Source organism: Anoxybacillus sp. TBDG-1 (assembly GCF_054815885.1).
Window position 1 is genome coordinate 26,562 of sequence record NZ_JBTZSY010000023.1, and the last position, 15,055, is coordinate 41,616.

The 15,055-nt window shown below is 42.0% G+C and carries 16 protein-coding genes and 1 tRNA gene; 15 read left to right on the plus strand and 2 right to left on the minus strand.

All coding sequences use genetic code 11. From position 1 onward, the window contains the following. Window positions 1–51: 51 nt before the first annotated feature. The 6 genes from trxB (at window position 52) to ACYQY7_RS08495 (ending at window position 4,811) form a co-directional block, all read left to right on the plus strand. On the plus strand, window positions 52–999 hold the full coding sequence (trxB, locus tag ACYQY7_RS08470) for a thioredoxin-disulfide reductase (protein ID WP_461201628.1): 948 nt from the start codon (window positions 52–54) through the stop codon (window positions 997–999). A gap of 231 nt (window positions 1,000–1,230) precedes the next feature. Continuing rightward, the gene (locus ACYQY7_RS08475; RefSeq protein WP_461201629.1) at window positions 1,231–1,689 is read left to right on the plus strand and encodes an NUDIX hydrolase; all 459 of its coding nucleotides are present in this window, start codon (window positions 1,231–1,233) and stop codon (window positions 1,687–1,689) included. Between the two features lie 17 nt (window positions 1,690–1,706). Next, complete coding sequence (gene rapZ, locus ACYQY7_RS08480) at window positions 1,707–2,597, plus strand: RNase adapter RapZ (RefSeq protein ID WP_461201630.1); 891 nt, start codon at window positions 1,707–1,709, stop codon at window positions 2,595–2,597. Further along, entirely contained in the window at window positions 2,594–3,559 is a 966-nt protein-coding gene (locus ACYQY7_RS08485; protein ID WP_461201631.1) for a gluconeogenesis factor YvcK family protein, read from the plus strand. The genes rapZ and ACYQY7_RS08485 overlap by 4 nt, the downstream gene beginning before the upstream one ends. 12 nt (window positions 3,560–3,571) lie before the next feature. Beyond that, on the plus strand, window positions 3,572–4,534 hold the full coding sequence (gene whiA / locus ACYQY7_RS08490; protein WP_461201632.1) for a DNA-binding protein WhiA: 963 nt from the start codon (window positions 3,572–3,574) through the stop codon (window positions 4,532–4,534). A gap of 19 nt (window positions 4,535–4,553) precedes the next feature. Then, on the plus strand, window positions 4,554–4,811 hold the full coding sequence (locus ACYQY7_RS08495) for an HPr family phosphocarrier protein (RefSeq protein ID WP_183243824.1): 258 nt from the start codon (window positions 4,554–4,556) through the stop codon (window positions 4,809–4,811). Between the two features lie 28 nt (window positions 4,812–4,839). Here the strand turns inward: ACYQY7_RS08495 and clpP are convergent, their stop codons facing one another. After that, a complete protein-coding gene (gene clpP, locus ACYQY7_RS08500) occupies window positions 4,840–5,475 on the minus strand; it encodes an ATP-dependent Clp endopeptidase proteolytic subunit ClpP (RefSeq protein WP_081957734.1) in 636 nt (211 codons plus the stop codon). Between the two features lie 168 nt (window positions 5,476–5,643). On the opposite strand from clpP, the gene ACYQY7_RS08505 reads away from it, so the two are divergent. The 9 genes from ACYQY7_RS08505 (at window position 5,644) to eno (ending at window position 14,598) form a co-directional block, all read left to right on the plus strand. Continuing rightward, window positions 5,644–5,715 (plus strand) — tRNA-Arg (locus ACYQY7_RS08505). Window positions 5,716–5,939: 224 nt separating this feature from the next. Beyond that, window positions 5,940–7,220, plus strand: a complete 1,281-nt coding sequence (gene rpoN, locus ACYQY7_RS08510) for an RNA polymerase factor sigma-54 (RefSeq protein WP_461201633.1) — start codon at window positions 5,940–5,942, stop codon at window positions 7,218–7,220. A 12-nt stretch (window positions 7,221–7,232) separates the two neighbouring features. Then, window positions 7,233–7,466: a glutaredoxin family protein gene (locus ACYQY7_RS08515; protein WP_461201634.1), complete on the plus strand. Its 234-nt coding sequence runs from the start codon at window positions 7,233–7,235 to the stop codon at window positions 7,464–7,466. A 135-nt stretch (window positions 7,467–7,601) separates the two neighbouring features. Continuing rightward, window positions 7,602–8,633 (plus strand): sugar-binding transcriptional regulator, encoded by a 1,032-nt coding sequence (locus ACYQY7_RS08520; RefSeq protein ID WP_461201635.1) that lies wholly within the window; start codon window positions 7,602–7,604, stop codon window positions 8,631–8,633. A gap of 34 nt (window positions 8,634–8,667) precedes the next feature. Further along, window positions 8,668–9,675 (plus strand): type I glyceraldehyde-3-phosphate dehydrogenase, encoded by a 1,008-nt coding sequence (gene gap / locus ACYQY7_RS08525; protein WP_461201636.1) that lies wholly within the window; start codon window positions 8,668–8,670, stop codon window positions 9,673–9,675. Between the two features lie 116 nt (window positions 9,676–9,791). Beyond that, window positions 9,792–10,976, plus strand: a complete 1,185-nt coding sequence (locus ACYQY7_RS08530; protein ID WP_461201637.1) for a phosphoglycerate kinase — start codon at window positions 9,792–9,794, stop codon at window positions 10,974–10,976. Between the two features lie 17 nt (window positions 10,977–10,993). Then, complete coding sequence (tpiA, locus tag ACYQY7_RS08535; protein WP_461201638.1) at window positions 10,994–11,749, plus strand: triose-phosphate isomerase; 756 nt, start codon at window positions 10,994–10,996, stop codon at window positions 11,747–11,749. Beyond that, on the plus strand, window positions 11,746–13,281 hold the full coding sequence (gene gpmI / locus ACYQY7_RS08540) for a 2,3-bisphosphoglycerate-independent phosphoglycerate mutase (protein WP_461201639.1): 1,536 nt from the start codon (window positions 11,746–11,748) through the stop codon (window positions 13,279–13,281). The genes tpiA and gpmI overlap by 4 nt, the downstream gene beginning before the upstream one ends. Before the next feature lie 21 nt (window positions 13,282–13,302). After that, entirely contained in the window at window positions 13,303–14,598 is a 1,296-nt protein-coding gene (gene eno / locus ACYQY7_RS08545; RefSeq protein ID WP_461201640.1) for a phosphopyruvate hydratase, read from the plus strand. A gap of 37 nt (window positions 14,599–14,635) precedes the next feature. On the opposite strand, the gene ACYQY7_RS08550 is transcribed toward eno, so the two are convergent. Next, window positions 14,636–14,836, minus strand: a complete 201-nt coding sequence (locus tag ACYQY7_RS08550; protein WP_461201641.1) for a hypothetical protein — start codon at window positions 14,834–14,836, stop codon at window positions 14,636–14,638. Window positions 14,837–15,055 lie beyond the last annotated feature (219 nt).

Below are 15,055 nucleotides of genomic sequence, written 5' to 3' on the forward strand. Positions count from 1 at the left end.
TGTGGAAACGATAAAATGGAAAGCCATGCATAAAGAAAGGGTGGAAGAAACGTGTCACAAGAAAAAATTTATGACGTCATTATTGTTGGTGCAGGACCTGCAGGAATGACAGCAGCAGTATATACTTCTCGGGCGAATTTATCGACGCTTATGATTGAGCGCGGTGTTCCGGGCGGTCAAATGGCAAATACTGAAGAAGTAGAAAACTATCCAGGTTATGACCATATTCTTGGACCAGAATTGGCGACAAAGATGTTTGAACACGCAAAAAAATTTGGTGCTGAATATGCATATGGCGATGTAAAAGAAGTAATTGATGGTGAGGAATATAAAACAGTCGTAACAAGTAATCAACAATATAAAGCTCGTGCCATTATTATTGCGACAGGAGCGGAGTATAAAAAGCTTGGCGTTCCTGGTGAAAAAGAATTAGGGGGACGCGGTGTTTCATATTGTGCAGTATGTGACGGCGCGTTTTTTAAAGGGAAAGAACTTGTCGTTGTAGGCGGTGGAGATTCTGCAGTTGAAGAAGGTGTATATTTAACGCGTTTTGCAAGTAAAGTGACAATCGTTCACCGTCGCGACCAGTTGCGTGCGCAAAAAATTTTACAGCAACGAGCGTTTGCGAATGAGAAAATTGATTTTATTTGGAATCATACAGTCAAGCAAATTAACGAAAAAGATGGTCGAGTCGGTAGTGTCACGCTCGTTCATACACAAACAGGGGAAGAGCGCGAGTTTCCATGTGATGGTGTGTTTATTTACATCGGGCTGGTGCCATTGACAAAGCCGTTTGCTTCACTTGGCATTATGAATGAAAATGGCTACATTGAAACGAATGAACTCATGGAAACAAAAGTGCCGGGCATTTTTGCTGCGGGAGATGTTCGGGAAAAGTCGCTTCGCCAAATTGTTACAGCAACAGGTGATGGTAGCATTGCGGCACAAAGCGCACAACATTACGTGGAAGAACTAAAGGAAAAGCTTAACATTCAGTAACGAAAACGTAATGTTGCTTTAATTGAACTGTAACACGCTTGAAACAATAAAAGAGTATGATAAAAGTAAGTAATTGACCCCCTTTTTATATACACTTGTTGGCACGGGCTTTCGTCCCGTGCTTTCTTTTTTGCTTACGGTCATGAAAACGTTTCAAAATTTATACTTTGTGACCTTTTGTAAGAAATAGTATAATGAAAAAAATATATTCATTATTGAGGTGAACCGACGTTGCAACGAGTGACGAACTGTGTATTAGTAAAAGACGGACACGTTCTTTTGTTAAAAAAACCTCGGCGCGGTTGGTGGGTAGCGCCCGGTGGGAAAATGGAACAAGGGGAATCGATACGTGAAGCTTGTGTGCGAGAATATCGTGAAGAAACAGGTGTTTATTTGAAAAAACCTCAATTAAAAGGTGTATTTACGTTTGTAATGAAGCGAGGGGAAGAAGTCGTTTCCGAATGGATGATGTTTACGTTTTTTGCGGAACATTTTGACGGTGAAAACGTATTACAATGTGAAGAAGGGGAGCTCGCTTGGCATCCAATTGAACGAATTCCAACGTTGCCGATGGCGCCAGGCGATTATCATATTATTGATTACGTCGTTAAGGGAACAGGAATCATGTATGGCACGTTTACGTATACGGAGGAATTTGAGTTGTTGTCTTACCGGCTTGATCCGAGTTAAAGAAAGGGGAAAGGGCGATGAGCACAGGTTCAGCACATGTTCAAATGGTTATTATTACAGGGATGTCGGGGGCAGGAAAAACGGTCGCCATTCAAAGCTTTGAAGATTTAGGTTATTTTTGTGTCGATAATTTACCGCCAACATTGTTACCGAAGTTTCTTGAATTAATTCGGGAATCGGGCAATAAAATGAATAAAATTGCACTCGTCATGGATTTGCGGAGCCGTGACTTTTTTGACCGCCTCTTTGCCGCACTTGATGATTTAGCGGAAACGTCATGGGTAACCCCACAAATTTTATTTTTAGATGCAAGTGATGCTACGCTTGTGAGCCGTTATAAAGAAACGCGTCGTTCACATCCCCTTGCGCCTAGCGGATTGCCGCTTGAAGGGATAAAGCTTGAGCGCCAGTTACTTGAAGAATTAAAAGGGCGCGCCCAAATGATTATTGACACGTCCAACTTAAAACCGCGTGAACTGCGTGAAAAAATTGTGCAAACATTTGCGACACCTGCAATGACAACATTTTCTGTTAATGTTGTTTCATTTGGTTTTAAATACGGTTTGCCAATTGATGCGGATCTCGTTTTTGATGTTCGTTTTTTACCGAACCCGCATTATATTGAGCATATGCGTCCAAAAACCGGTTTGGATGAAGAAGTATCATCTTATGTATTAAAGTGGACAGAAACGCAAAAATTTATTGAAAAAGTAACGGATTTGCTTTCGTTTATGATTCCACATTATAAACGGGAAGGAAAAAGTCAAGTTGTCATTGCAATTGGATGCACGGGTGGACAGCATCGTTCCGTTACGTTAGCAGAGTATATCGGTCGTTATTTTGCTGACGAGTATACAACGCACGTATCACATCGAGATATTGCAAAAAGAAAGGATACGCATCGATGAAAAAAATTGTTGTCATCGGTGGGGGGACGGGTCTTCCTGTGTTGCTTCGAGGGCTTAAACAATACGATGTCGATTTAACAGCGATTGTTACCGTTGCAGATGACGGTGGAAGCTCAGGAAGATTGCGCGATGAACTCGATATGCCTCCGCCTGGAGATATTCGTAATGTGCTTGCAGCTCTTTCTGACGTAGAACCGCTTATTATCGAATTATTTCAACATCGATTTGAAAACGGAAACGGGTTATCAGGTCATTCGCTTGGCAATTTAATTTTAGCAGCAATGACGTCGATTACTGGCGATTTTGTACGTGCCGTCCGTGAAATGGGGAAAGTGTTGAATGTACGTGGAAAAGTGTTGCCGGCTGCTAATGAAAGTGTCGTTTTGCATGCTGAAATGGAAGACGGAACGATCGTATCGGGTGAGTCAAAAATTCCGTATTCGGGGAAACAAATTAAACGTGTATTTTTAACCCCAGAAAATATAGAACCGCTTGAAGAAACGATTATGGAATTACGGACGGCAGACTTAATTGTTATTGGACCCGGCAGTTTATACACGAGCATTTTACCGAACTTACTCGTTCCTAAAATTGGCGAAGAGGTATGTAAATCGAAAGCGAAAAAAGTATATATATGCAACGTCATGACCCAAGCAGGAGAAACATTAAACTATACAGCGAGCGATCATGTGCAAGCGCTTTATGATCATATGGGGTGTGCATTTTTAGATGCAGTCATTGTAAATGATGCCCCGATTTTGCCAGAAACAAAAGAGCGATATGCGCAAGAATTTGCCGCACCGGTCGTTTGTGATATACGAGAGCTAGAAGCGCTCGGTTTACAAGTTATTTGTGATGCGCTCATTGATGAACGAGATGGAACGGTCCGGCATGATACGAAAAAAATAGCGGCGTTGCTCGTTTCGCTTCTTGCACCTCCTTCGCATGGCACATATTCATAGGAGGTGAGATTGTTGTCGTTTGCATCGGAAACGAAGAAGGAATTAACGAGTATCGAAGTGAAGCCTTGTTGTTTAAAGGCAGAGTTATCTGCTTTAATTCGAATGAACGGTTCCATTTCATTTTCAAACCGGCGGCTGTTGTTAAATATTCAAACGGAAAATGCCGCGATTGCAAGGCGTATTTATACATTATTAAAAAAAGGATATGACGTAGCTGTTGAATTACTTGTACGTAAAAAAATGCGCTTAAAGAAAAACAATGTATATATTGTACGCGTCGTTGAAGGGACGAATGAACTACTATCTGATTTAAAAATTATGGAAGAAGGGTTTTCGTTCGTTCATTCCATTTCACAAGAGCTTGTGCAAAAAAAATGTTGCAAGCGCTCGTACTTGCGTGGAGCCTTTTTAGCAGGGGGATCTGTGAACAACCCGGAAACGTCGTCTTATCATTTAGAAATTTTCTCACTGTATCGTGAACATAACGAATCGCTTTGTGAACTGATGAACACGGCTTTTTATTTACATGCTCGCACGTTAGAAAGAAAAAAAGGGTTTATTACGTATTTAAAAGAAGCGGAGAAAATTGCGGAGTTTTTAAGCGTTATCGGAGCGCATCAAGCGCTACTCCGCTTTGAAGATGTGCGCATCGTGCGCGATATGCGCAATTCGGTCAATCGGCTCGTTAATTGCGAAACAGCTAATTTAAATAAAACCATTGGAGCAGCGTTGCGCCAAGTTGAAAACATTCGGTATATCGACGAGACGATTGGGCTCGATCAACTGCCAGAAAAACTTCGTGAAATTGCGAAATTGCGCATTGAGTATCAAGATGTGACGCTAAAAGAGCTCGGAGAAATGGTTTCTGGCGGGAAAATTAGCAAATCTGGCATTAACCATCGTCTGCGCAAATTAGATGAAATTGCTGAACGACTTCGTGCCGGTCAGCCTATTGATTTTCATAAATCTTTATAAACCATGGGAGGAATGCATGATGGTAGAAAAACAAGTGGAAGTACGGTTAAAAACAGGGTTGCAAGCGCGTCCAGCAGCGTTGTTTGTTCAAGAAGCGAACCGTTTTTCAGCTGATATTTACATTGAAAAAGACGGTAAAAAAGTGAATGCGAAAAGCATTATGGGATTAATGAGCTTAGCGATTCATTCAGGAGCTGTCATTACCATTTATGCGAATGGATCAGATGAACAAGAAGCGTTAAATAAGCTCGTTCAATATGTTGAACAAGAATCATAATAAAATAAGGCGGTTTTCCCGCCTTGTTTTATTTTTCATCGACGCGTGTTAATACGCGGTCAATTAAACCGTATTCTTTTGCTTTTTCTGCTGTCATAAAGTTGTCGCGATCTGTATCGCGCTCGATGACTTCGATTGGTTGACCTGTATTTTCAGATAAGATGCGGTTTAATTTGTCGCGCAAGAATAAAATACGTTTCGCTGCAATTTCAATTTCTGTTGCTTGACCTTGTACGCCACCAAGCGGCTGATGAATCATAATTTCGCTATTTGGCAATGCAAAACGTTTTCCTTTGGCGCCCGCTGCGAGTAAAAATGCGCCCATAGAAGCGGCCATACCGATACAAATCGTCGATACGTCTGGTTTAATAAATTGCATTGTATCGTAAATTGCCATGCCTGCTGTAATTGATCCACCAGGGCTGTTAATGTAAAGGGAAATGTCTTTTTCAGGATCTTCGGCAGCTAAAAATAAAAGCTGAGAAACGATTGAGTTCGCAACATGATCGTCAATCGGGCTTCCCAAAATAATAATGCGGTCTTTTAACAGGCGAGAATAAATGTCATATGCTCGTTCTCCACGGCTCGTTTGTTCAATAACTGTAGGAATTAAGTTCATACTTTTCCTCCTCCGATCATTCGTTTTTTTATGTACTTTTATCATACAAAAAAGGTCAATAAAGGTCAAATGAAATACCTTTTACTTATATGTATTCGCCTTTTTTCTTCTGCATCCCTTCTTTCATCGTTTCCGCTTTCCGAAATTTTAAACGCCACCGCTATTGCATTTTTTTTTCTTCTTCACTATAATGGTAAGTGCATTTATCGTTATGCCCTCGTAGTGTAGTGGATAGCACGAGAGATTCCGGTTCTCTTAGCGTGGGTTCGAATCCTGCCGAGGGCGTTATGAAACCCTGCTTGTATAACAAGCAGGGTTTTTTACATAAAAAATAAAGTCCGGTGAGCCGCACCGGACGAATGGATAAATTTTGCGAGGCTTGCTCGCTTGTTCGATAAGAATGATAACATGCCGTCGGTGCATATGCATAGTAGAAAAAACATCCAATATGTTTTTATCGTCTCTCCCTTGCAGAGATGATAAAATGAGGATGAAGGGAGATGGCATGAATGGAGATGCAATTAACGCAAAGGCAAGAGCTAAAAGTTGCGTTGACAAGAGAGCTTGTACAAGCGATTGAATTGTTGCAATATTCGACGTTAGAGCTACAATCGCTTTTACATGAACAGGCGCTTGAAAATCCATTTATCAAGTTACGCAAACGAAAACGAACAGTAAGTAAGCGACGAGAACGAACGGATCAGAAACATGATATTGAAAATGTAAGCGTTTTTAATCGTTCGCTCGCTTCTTATTTGCATGCTCAACTTGTCGGAATGTATATATGTGATAAAGAGAGAAGAGCACTTGATTATTTAATTGCGTCACTTGATGAATATGGTTATTTGCATACAACAATTGCAGAGGCAGCTTGCCATCTTCAGCTAGAAGAAACGATTGTGTCACGAGCACTTCATATGTTACGTTCACTTGATCCTGCTGGGGTAGGAGCAGAGAATTTATCGCATTGTTTATATTTGCAACTCATTCGTCTTCCACAAAGAGATGAGCTAGCAGAGACGATTGTGACGGGGTATTTCGAGCCGTTTGTCAATAAAAAATGGAAAGAAGTAAAAGCGAAACTAGGTGTGGAGTTAGCAGATTTACAGCGCGTGTGGGAACTCATTCGCACTTTGCATCCACGTCCGGGAAGTTTATACAATGATGGACAATTGACGTACATCGTACCCGATGTGATCGTTTCGTATGATCATGGTGTATGGACAGTAACAATAAACGAAGAGATGACCCCAACAGTCGTGTGGAATGAAGCATATGAACGAAAAGTGCATACCGATGATCCATCTGTCCAAACATACATTGAAGAAAAGCGTCAACAATTTCAATGGATACAACGTTGTTTAGCCCAACGGTCAACAACGATTGAACAAATTGCATGGCAATTACTTGACAAACAACGTGATTATTTCGAAAAGGGGCCTCTTTATATAAAGCCGTTAACGATGCGCGATATTGCGAAAGAGCTACACATTCATGAATCTACTGTGAGCCGCGCAGTAAAACATAAATATATGCAAACGCCCCACGGTTTAATTGACATGCGTCGCTTTTTTACAAGTGGTGTAGATGAACATGTGTCTCAAGAAAAAGTAAAAAGTTTAATTGCCGAATTAATAAAGCAGGAAAATGGGCAAAAACCTCTCTCTGATCAAAACATTGCTGATTTACTTGAGCAACGCTACAATATTTGCGTGGCAAGACGGACAGTTGCTAAATATCGCGAGCAACTTCATATTCCACCAGCTTCAAAACGAAAGCAATATGCATAAAGGGGAAAAAACATGAAAGTCGTCGTATATTCAAAAGAAAACTGCTGCCTTTGCGATGAAGCAAAAGCTATTCTTCATGAGCTGCAAGTTAAATTTGAAGAAATCGATATTTACAAAGACGAACGATGGCTCGAACGGTATCATCTTATGATTCCTGTTATCGAAATCGATGGAGAAATCATCGCATATGGCCGCATTCACAAAGATGTCATAAGAAAGCGATTACAACAAATGCGAAGTAGTTGAATAACGATGCGCTTCCTGTTACAATAAAGTTGTAGCAGGGGCGAATTTTTTTAGATCAAGCGGGACACAATATGACATAGCGGGACTTAAAGTGTCCAAGTAGAGAAAAAAGTGAGTAAAAAGGAAGAATAAGTCATGCGACAATGGATTGATGTTCAACGAAAATTGTTGCCTGATCTTCTCGCTATTATGCAAAAACGGTATGAAATTTTGCAGCACATTCGCTTAATGCAACCGATCGGACGGCGAACGTTGTCGCTCAACTTAGGCATTAGTGAGCGCGTCTTGCGGTCGGAAGTGCAGTTTTTAAAAGAACAAAACTTAGTTGATATTACAGCTACAGGCATGAGTGTCACACCAGAAGGAAATGACGTGCTCATGCAACTCGAAGATATGATGCGAGAAGTGTTAGGGCTAAAAGAATTGGAAAGAAAAATAAAAAACAAACTTCCAGTCGAAGATGTCATTGTCGTTGTCGGTGATAGCGACATTTCTCCTTGGGTGAAAAGAGAGATGGGAAGAGCTTGTGTCTCACGTATAAAACACTCACTAAAGGGAAATGACATTGTAGCAGTAACTGGTGGAACAACCCTTGCTGCGGTTGCTGAAATGATGACACCTGATGTCAAATACCGTGATGTACTATTTGTTCCAGCGCGCGGTGGGCTTGGAGAAGATGTAACAAATCAAGCAAACACGATTTGTGCGCGCATGGCTGAAAAAGCAATGGGACATTATCGTTTGCTACATGTTCCTGATCAATTGAGTGCTGAAACGTATCAATCAATTATTGAAGAACCCGCCATTAAAGAAGTGCTCGACTTAATCAAATCATCGACGATCGTCATTCATGGTATTGGTGATGCGAAAACGATGGCGGAACGGAGAAAAACACCGCCGGAGGACATGAAAAAAATTGAGCAAAACGAAGCGGTGGCGGAGGCGTTTGGCTATTACTTTAATCAACATGGGGAAGTTGTTCATAAAGTGAACACAGTCGGTATTCAACTTGAAGATGTACGCCACGTCCCTTGCGTCATTGCGGTCGCGGGTGGGGCTTCGAAAGCGAAAGCCATTCGGGCGTATATAAAGCAGGCAAATCGGTGCATCTTAATTACAGACGAAGGTGCAGCAAAACAGTTAGTACGGGATGATTCATCCCTCTAAAATATATCCCTACAATTCCAAAGGAGGAAAAAACATGGCAGTAAAAATTGGTATTAACGGTTTTGGTCGTATCGGCCGTAACGTATTCCGCGCAGCATTAAAAAATCCTGAAATTGAAGTCGTTGCAGTTAACGACTTAACAGATGCAAAAACGTTAGCACATCTTTTGAAATATGACTCTGTTCACGGCACGTTAGATGCAGAAGTAACAGTAAACGGCAATAACATCGTGGTCAACGGGAAAGAAATTATCGTAAAAGCAGAGCGCGACCCAGCAAACTTAGGATGGGGCGAGCTTGGTGTCGACATCGTTGTTGAATCAACAGGACGCTTCACAAAACGCGAAGACGCAGCGAAACATTTAGAAGCAGGTGCGAAAAAAGTCATCATTTCTGCCCCTGCGACCAATGAAGACATTACAATCGTGATGGGCGTAAACCAAGACAAATATGACCCTACAAACCATCATGTAATTTCAAACGCATCTTGTACAACAAACTGCTTAGCGCCATTTGCAAAAGTATTGCATGAAAAATTTGGTATTATCCGCGGTATGATGACAACTGTTCACGCGTATACAAACGACCAACAAATTCTTGACTTACCACATAAAGATTTACGTCGTGCGCGTGCGGCAGCGGAATCTATCATTCCAACATCAACAGGTGCAGCAAAAGCGGTGGCGCTTGTATTGCCTGAATTAAAAGGAAAATTGAACGGTATGGCAATGCGCGTACCAACACCAAACGTATCTGTTGTTGACCTTGTTGCTGAACTTGAAAAAGAAGTAACAGTAGAAGAAGTAAACGCAGCGTTAAAAGCAGCGGCAGAAGGCGAGTTAAAAGGCATTCTTGCTTACAGCGAAGAGCCACTTGTTTCTCGTGACTACAACGGCTCAACAGCTTCTTCGACAATCGATGCGCTTTCAACAATGGTTATGGAAGGTCGCATGGTGAAAGTTCTTTCTTGGTACGACAACGAAACTGGATACTCTCACCGCGTTGTTGACCTTGCTGCATACATTGCGTCAAAAGGCTTATAATTTTTTGGATTGTTTGCCCAAAACGGTTTATAATAAATAGTTGGAAATACCGAGAAGGGGAGCGGGGATCATCCCCACTCCCCTTCTATGTATCACACGAATAAGGAGGCCTTTCCATGAACAAAAAAACAGTTCGTGACATTGATGTGAAAGGGAAACGTGTCTTTTGCCGCGTCGATTTTAACGTGCCAATGCAAAACGGTGTTGTAACTGACGATACGCGCATTCGCGCTGCGCTCCCAACGATTCAATATTTAATGGAGCAAGGGGCAAAAGTGATTTTGGCGAGCCATCTTGGCCGTCCGAAAGGAAAAGTTGTTGAAGAAATGCGCCTCACTACTGTGGCGGAACGTTTAAGCGAACTGCTCGGCAAGCGCGTCGTGAAAACAGATGAAGCGTATGGCGATGCGGTGAAAGCTGCGATTGCCGAAATGAATGAAGGCGATGTGTTGTTGCTTGAAAACGTACGCTTCTATCCTGGCGAAGAGAAAAACGATCCAGAGTTAGCAAAAGCATTTGCAGAACTTGCTGATGTATATGTCAACGATGCGTTCGGTGCGGCACATCGTGCGCATGCATCGACAGAAGGGATTGCCCATCACTTGCCTGCTGTTGCTGGCTTCTTAATGGAGAAAGAGATTGAAGTATTAGGAAAGGCATTGTCAAATCCAGACCGTCCATTTACAGCAATCATTGGCGGCGCAAAAGTAAAAGATAAAATTGGCGTCATCGAAAACTTATTAGACAAAGTTGACAATTTAATTATTGGTGGCGGGTTAGCGTACACATTTGTAAAAGCGCTCGGCCACGAAATCGGAAAATCGTTATTAGAAGAGGATAAAATTGAATTAGCGAAATCTTTCATGGAAAAAGCAAAAGAAAAAGGCGTGAATTTCTACATGCCTGTGGATGCAGTCGTAGCTGATGATTTTTCAAACGATGCGAACAAAAAAGTAGTGAACATCGACGAAATTCCAAGCGACTGGGAAGGGCTTGATATCGGTCCGAAAACGCGTGAATTGTACCGCGATGTCATTTTAAAATCAAAACTTGTTATTTGGAACGGTCCGATGGGCGTATTCGAAATGGATGCGTTTGCGGAAGGGACAAAAGCGGTGGCACAAGCGCTTGCTGATGCAGAAGGTACATATACGGTCATCGGCGGCGGGGATTCAGCAGCAGCAGTTGAGAAATTTGGACTTGCAGACAAAATGGATCACATTTCAACAGGTGGCGGTGCGTCGCTTGAATTTATGGAAGGAAAACAACTTCCAGGTGTCGTAGCTTTAAATGATAAGTAAGAAAGGAGCTAAAAGCGATGCGAAAGCCGATTATTGCAGGAAACTGGAAAATGCATAAAACGTTACAAGAAGCGCTTCAATTTGTTGAAGAAGTGAAACATGCCGTTCTTTCAAACGAGCAAGTGGATACGGTTGTATGCGCCCCAGCGCTATTTTTAGCCCATTTAGTTGAGGCGACAAAAGGAACAAATGTGAAAATTGGTGCGCAAAATATGCATTTTGAAGATCAAGGTGCTTTTACAGGCGAAATTAGCCCTGTTGCGTTAAAAGATCTCGGGGTCGAGTATGTCATCATCGGGCACTCCGAACGCCGTGAAATGTTTGCGGAAACAGATGAAACAGTAAACAAAAAAGTGCTTGCAGCGTTTAAACACGGACTTGTACCGATTGTTTGTTGCGGAGAGACGTTAGAAGAACGTGAAAGCAATCGGACAAACGAAGTGGTCGGCGCACAAGTTGAAAAAGCGCTTGAAGGCTTAACGGAAGAACAAGTAAAAAAAGTCGTCATCGCCTATGAGCCAATTTGGGCGATTGGAACGGGAAAATCGTCCACAGCTGACGATGCAAACAACGTATGCGGCTACATTCGCCAAGTCATTGCGAACAAATTCTCACAACAAGCTGCTGATGCGATACGCATTCAATACGGTGGTAGCGTAAAACCGGAAAATATCGGCGCATTTTTAGCGGAAGAGCACATTGACGGTGCGCTTGTTGGCGGTGCAAGCTTACAACCACAATCGTTTTTACAACTCGTGGAGGCAGGAAAATGAGCAAAAAACCAGTAGCACTAATTATTTTAGACGGATTTGCTCTTCGTGAAGAAACGTTTGGCAACGCGGTCGCACAAGCGAAAAAGCCAAACTTTGATCGATATTGGAATGAATATCCACATGCGACGTTAACGGCGTGTGGGGAAGCCGTTGGCTTACCTGAAGGACAAATGGGGAACTCTGAAGTAGGTCATTTAAACATTGGTGCTGGTCGCATTGTGTACCAAAGTTTAACGCGCGTCAATGTCGCGATCCGCGAAGGAGAATTTGATCGCAACGAAACGTTTTTAGCAGCGATGGACCATGTGAAAAAACATGGAACAAAACTGCACATTTTCGGACTTCTTTCAGACGGCGGCGTGCATAGCCATATTAATCATTTGTTTGCTCTCTTGAAGCTTGCGGCAAAAGAAGGCGTCAAACATGTGTATATTCATGGCTTTTTAGATGGACGTGACGTCGGTCCACAAACAGCGAAAACGTACGTTCAACAGTTAAATGAACAAATCGCACAAATCGGTGTTGGTGAAATTGCTACGTTATCTGGCCGTTATTACTCTATGGATCGCGATAAACGTTGGGAGCGTGTAGAAAAAGCGTATCGCGCGATGGTATATGGCGAAGGTCCATCGTACCGTGATCCGCTTGCGTGCATCGATGATTCCTACGCAAATGGCATTTATGACGAATTCGTATTGCCGTCTGTTATCGTTCGCGAAGACGGATCACCAGTGGCGACGATTCAAGATAACGACGCGGTCATTTTCTACAACTTCCGTCCTGACCGTGCGATTCAAATTTCAAACACGTTTACGAATGACGATTTCCGTTCATTTGATCGTGGACCGAAACATCCGAAAAACTTATTTTTCGTATGCTTAACGCACTTTAGTGAAACAGTAAAAGGGTACGTGGCATTTAAGCCAACGAACCTTGACAATACGCTTGGCGAAGTGTTATCACAAAACGGATTAAAACAGCTGCGCATTGCTGAAACGGAAAAATATCCGCACGTTACATTCTTTATGAGCGGCGGACGTGAAGAGAAGTTCCCTGGCGAAGAGCGTATTTTAATTGACTCGCCAAAAGTAGCAACATACGACTTAAAACCCGAAATGAGCGCATACGAAGTGACAGAAGCGCTACTAAAAGAAATTGACGCAGACAAATTCGATGCGATTATTTTAAACTATGCAAATCCGGATATGGTCGGTCACTCTGGAATGCTAGAACCGACCATTCGAGCAGTCGAAGCGGTCGATGAATGTTTAGGAAAAGTTGTCGATGCGATTATCGGAAAAGGTGGCATTGCAATCATTACGGCAGACCACGGAAATGCCGATGAAGTGTTAAATCCAGATGGTAGTCCGAATACGGCGCATACGACAAATCCGGTGCCTGTTATCGTGACGAAAAAAGGCATTACGCTTCGCCAAGATGGCATTTTAGGCGATTTAGCGCCAACGATGCTCGATTTACTCGGATTACAACAACCAAAAGAAATGACAGGAAAAACATTAATTCAAAACTAAAATTAAAAGGAGAGATGGATGATGCCAACAATTATTGACATTTATGCTCGTGAAGTATTAGACTCTCGCGGAAATCCGACAGTAGAAGTAGAAGTATATACAGAATCTGGTGCATTTGGACGCGCGCTTGTTCCGAGCGGAGCATCAACAGGAGAATACGAAGCGGTTGAATTGCGCGATGGCGACAAAGACCGTTACCTCGGTAAAGGTGTATTACAAGCAGTGAAAAACGTAAACGAGGTGATCGCGCCATCGTTAATCGGTAGCTACGATGTAACAGAGCAAGTTGCCATCGACCGTGCATTAATCGCTTTAGATGGTACAGAAAATAAAGGGAAATTAGGTGCGAACGCTATTCTTGGCGTATCGATGGCTGTCGCACGCGCAGCTGCTGATTACTTAGGTATTCCTTTATATCAATATTTAGGCGGATTTAACGCAAAAACATTGCCAGTGCCAATGATGAACATTTTAAATGGCGGTGCGCATGCAGATAACAACGTTGACATTCAAGAATTTATGATTATGCCAGTTGGCGCACCAAACTTCCGCGAAGCGCTTCGTATGGGTGCGGAAATTTTCCATAGCTTAAAATCTGTATTAAAAGCAAAAGGCTACAATACAGCGGTTGGTGATGAAGGTGGATTCGCTCCAAACTTAAAATCAAACGAAGAAGCGCTTGAAACAATTATCGAAGCGATTGAGAAAGCAGGCTACAAACCAGGCACAGAAGTGATGCTTGCGATGGACGTGGCATCTTCTGAGCTTTACAATAAAGAGACAGGCAAATACCATTTAGAAGGCGAAGGCGTTGTGAAAACGTCAGAAGAAATGGTTGCTTGGTATGAAGAGCTTGTCAACAAATATCCGATCATTTCGATCGAAGACGGCTTAGATGAGAACGACTGGGCTGGTCATAAGCTATTAACAGAACGCCTTGGCAAAAAAGTACAACTTGTCGGTGACGATTTATTCGTAACAAATACGAAAAAATTAGCACAAGGTATTGAGCAAGGTGTTGGCAACTCGATCTTAATTAAAGTAAACCAAATCGGTACATTAACAGAAACATTTGAAGCGATTGAAATGGCAAAACGCGCAGGCTACACAGCTGTTATTTCCCACCGTTCTGGTGAAACAGAAGATAGCACCATCGCAGACATCGCCGTCGCAACAAACGCGGGTCAAATTAAAACAGGTGCCCCATCACGCACAGACCGCGTCGCGAAATACAACCAATTGCTTCGCATTGAAGATCAACTAGGTGAAACAGCAGTATACGATGGAATGAAAACATTCTACAACTTGAAGAAGTAAAAAATAAGGATGCCTTCGCATGAGGGCATCCTTTCTTTCAAGTTTTTCTTTTCTTTTGGATATATTGAACTACAATGGAAATAAATACAATAAAGAGTAGCGCATCAATAACCCAATCGAGGGAGTATGTTTTTAAAAAATCTTTTGCGGTACTTTTTATGACTAATAATAAAAGACTAACGATTAACCCTATGATAACGCCTGTCATGGTAGTAAATATAATTTTTGCTTTACTCATTTTTTATCCCTCTGTTGAATTTATATCGTTTTATCAAATAAGGATGTCTTCGAATTAGGATTAATTTTGTTTTTGTAGTTTGTTGAAAGTTCAGACTAGACAAATGAGTGCTTCTCATGGTCAACAAGTTAAGAAAACAGCAACATTCGTTACAGTCCTATAATACTATATAAGTTGAATTAAAGATTTACAACTGAACACACAAACGATCGATCGTTT

Excerpts from the sequence above, each read along its gene's own strand:
- clpP (WP_081957734.1), bottom strand. The coding sequence starts at position 5,475 with ATGATAAAAGTACATAAAAAAACGAATGATCGGAGGAGGAAAAGTATG.
- ACYQY7_RS08550 (WP_461201641.1), bottom strand. The coding sequence starts at position 14,836 with ATGAGTAAAGCAAAAATTATATTTACTACCATGACAGGCGTTATCATA.
- rpoN (WP_461201633.1), top strand. The coding sequence starts at position 5,940 with ATGGAGATGCAATTAACGCAAAGGCAAGAGCTAAAAGTTGCGTTGACA.
- ACYQY7_RS08515 (WP_461201634.1), top strand. The coding sequence starts at position 7,233 with ATGAAAGTCGTCGTATATTCAAAAGAAAACTGCTGCCTTTGCGATGAA.
- gap (WP_461201636.1), top strand. The coding sequence starts at position 8,668 with ATGGCAGTAAAAATTGGTATTAACGGTTTTGGTCGTATCGGCCGTAAC.
- ACYQY7_RS08495 (WP_183243824.1), top strand. The coding sequence starts at position 4,554 with ATGGTAGAAAAACAAGTGGAAGTACGGTTAAAAACAGGGTTGCAAGCG.
- ACYQY7_RS08530 (WP_461201637.1), top strand. The coding sequence starts at position 9,792 with ATGAACAAAAAAACAGTTCGTGACATTGATGTGAAAGGGAAACGTGTC.
- ACYQY7_RS08485 (WP_461201631.1), top strand. The coding sequence starts at position 2,594 with ATGAAAAAAATTGTTGTCATCGGTGGGGGGACGGGTCTTCCTGTGTTG.
- tpiA (WP_461201638.1), top strand. The coding sequence starts at position 10,994 with ATGCGAAAGCCGATTATTGCAGGAAACTGGAAAATGCATAAAACGTTA.
- ACYQY7_RS08520 (WP_461201635.1), top strand. The coding sequence starts at position 7,602 with ATGCGACAATGGATTGATGTTCAACGAAAATTGTTGCCTGATCTTCTC.
- gpmI (WP_461201639.1), top strand. The coding sequence starts at position 11,746 with ATGAGCAAAAAACCAGTAGCACTAATTATTTTAGACGGATTTGCTCTT.
- rapZ (WP_461201630.1), top strand. The coding sequence starts at position 1,707 with ATGAGCACAGGTTCAGCACATGTTCAAATGGTTATTATTACAGGGATG.
- eno (WP_461201640.1), top strand. The coding sequence starts at position 13,303 with ATGCCAACAATTATTGACATTTATGCTCGTGAAGTATTAGACTCTCGC.